Here is a 2762-nt window from a genome sequence, read left to right as displayed (position 1 = left end):
TCGCACCTGTTAATACTGCATTTGCATTTGTAAGGGTTAATACTGACGCAGCATTTGTTAATTTAGTCGTAGTAGCTTTAATAACCACTCCCCCAAGAGAAAGGGTGCTTGCCCCAACGCTTATTTGAGCTGCTGGGTTAACATTACCTATTGTTCCGTTAATGGCAGCATCTGTATTGACAGTTATTATACCTCCTCCATCTATATTTCCTGCAAGTGTTAACTTTGCCGGGGTTGCAGATTGTATAATTAGTGCAGCATTCGCTCCCCCTAAAGTTATATTTCCTAAACCTGTATAATTATCGACAGGAGCATCAAAACCATGATTTGCAGCAACAGCATTAGTACCGTTTAAAGTTAAGCTTTTGCCGGCAGTAATAGTAACAGGCAACAAGTTACCTCCCGTCATAATCGAACCAACGACGGTATTTTGAGCAATATTTAGACCTACGGGAGTAGTACCCGCAACATTTATAGCCGTAATAATACGATCAACTGCATCTGCAGTGATAGTATGATCACCACCGTAAGTAAATGCCCCATTGTTTTGAGGACCGCCAGCAGGAGTACCATTAGCTACCCCTCCAGCCGTTATCTCATTCCAATTATTGGCAACAGCAAGATCACTAAATGCTGCATTATTAGTAGCAATAACACCTGCAGCAACACCGAGTGCCCCGCTACTACTCAGCATTATCGCTGCGGTTGAGGTAGTGAATAAAGCGGCTTTAAGACCTTGTTGTATTGCTTTTTGAAAAAATTTTGGAGAAATATTCGCCATATGTAAACCTTAATAAAAATTAAATCACTTAAAAAGTATTATAATACTAATGCAACTTTTTTAATATGTCTATTATACTTACATAATATAGATGATATTTTTACAATGTATAGATTACATATCATTCCGTAGCGGCGTTGGCCTTGTTGCATGGCTCGAGAAATCTGCTGGGTGTCATCCCGTGGACAAACCATGGGATGACACCAGGGAGGGAATCGCTCCACGCGGGCAATGCCCGCTCGCAATGACTATTTAGTATCCATATTCTCTCCTAACACCTTAATAAATCATCATACATATAATATTCAGAAGCATTAGCTTTGAGCAATAATTCTGTAGCCGGGACACAATGATTACTCTTCGCCATGGCCAGCGGTGTTAGACCTGATTTATCACGATAATTAATATCCGCAGTGTGTTCAATTAAAAACTGTATTAATTCTTCACCGCAATTAGCTTTTATAGCATGATGCAGAGCTATACGTCCTAATTGGTCTTTGTACTGGGCGTCAACACCTTTACTATATAAAGTTTCTACTAACTCTAAATCACCGGCATATGTTGCTTTTTGTAAAAGCTTTTGTCCCAAAGCTTTATCAAATTCGAATGTCAATGATAAATATATTTATGTCATTCCTGCGAAAGCAGAAATCCAGCATAAAGCGAGCTTTGAATTTCAAAAATTTGCTGTATCTATACTTTTTTCTTGGATTCCTGCTTTTGCAGGAATGACATAAGAGCCATGCAACAACGCCTACGGCTGCGTAGCGCATGACGAAAAAATACCCTACCTCTCAGGCAATAATATCTCTCTTTTACCTATATGATTCGGTGGTGAGACTATTCCCTCTTTCTCCATCTTCTCAACTAAGTTGGCAGCTTTGTTATAGCCAATTCTAAGCGACCTTTGGATATAGCTAATGGAAGATTTGCGTTCGTCATGCACTATCTGCACAGCTTTTTTGTAAAGCACTTCATCAGAGGTGCCGTCACCGATATCAATGCTACTATCGTCTTCTTCAGGTTGCTCGGTAACGGCAGAGATATATTCAGGCGTACCGCTCTCTTTCAAATATTCCGTAATTTGCTCAATTTCGGCTTCATTAACAAACGGTCCGTGTACCCTACTTATCTTGGAAGTACTCCCCATAAATAGCATATCACCCATACCGAGTAACTGCTCGGAGCCTTGCTCTCCTAAAATCGTTCGGCTATCGATTTTAGAGGTAACTTTAAAACTAATACGACTTGGAAAATTGGCTTTAATGACACCAGTAATAACGTCTACAGAAGGTCTTTGCGTTGCCATAATAATATGGATGCCTGCCGCTCTTGCCATCTGAGCAAGCCTTTGAATCAGCATTTCAATATCCTTACCAGCAACTAGCATTAAATCAGCCATCTCATCAACAATAACCACTATGTAAGGTAGTTTTTCCATGTTCATTGTAACGGTTTCGTAAATAGGCTTACCTGTTTCAGGGTCAAAACCAGTTTGAATCGAACGCTCAATTACCCTATTCTCTTTAACCGCTTCTAAGATTTTTGCATTATAACCTGCGATATTCTTAACACCGATATTGCTCATCATTCTATAACGGTTTTCCATTTCCTTAACTGCCCATTTAAGAGCAACTACCGCTTTAGAAGGCTCGGTTACCACGGAAGTTAGCAAATGCGGTATTCCATCATAAGCCGATAATTCAAGCATTTTCGGATCAATCATGATAAAGCGACATTCTTCGGGAGTATAGCGGTATAAGAGCGACACAATCATCGCATTAATACCGACGGATTTACCTGAGCCGGTGGTTCCTGCTACTAATAAATGAGGCATTTTAGCAAGATCGGCAATCAGCGGCTTACCTGCTAAATCTTTACCCAAGACTAACGGCAATAAAGTTGATTTGTCTTGGTATTCTGGGGTCTCTATAAGTTCTTTTAAGCAAAAGAATTCACGCTGCTTATTAGGAAGCTCAAT

General features: G+C 40.0%; 2 protein-coding genes and 1 pseudogene. All 3 read right to left on the bottom strand.

Features of this window, described 5'->3' with window-relative positions:
- Positions 1-781 (bottom strand): annotated as a pseudogene (locus tag O6R16_RS07845) (autotransporter outer membrane beta-barrel domain-containing protein); the annotation flags it as partial.
- Positions 782-1052: 271 nt separating this feature from the next.
- A complete protein-coding gene (locus tag O6R16_RS07840) occupies positions 1053-1394 on the bottom strand; it encodes an ankyrin repeat domain-containing protein (RefSeq protein ID WP_499680693.1) in 342 nt (113 codons plus the stop codon).
- A 174-nt stretch (positions 1395-1568) separates the two neighbouring features.
- On the bottom strand, positions 1569-2762 hold a 1194-nt coding region (locus O6R16_RS07835), incomplete at its 5' end, for a DNA translocase FtsK (RefSeq protein ID WP_499680692.1).

This window comes from Candidatus Rickettsia tasmaniensis, assembly GCF_036857515.1.
Classification (GTDB): Bacteria; Pseudomonadota; Alphaproteobacteria; order Rickettsiales; family Rickettsiaceae; genus Rickettsia; species Rickettsia rickettsii.
Note: the sequence above shows the minus strand (reverse complement) of the source record. Positions and strands in the feature narration are given on the sequence as shown.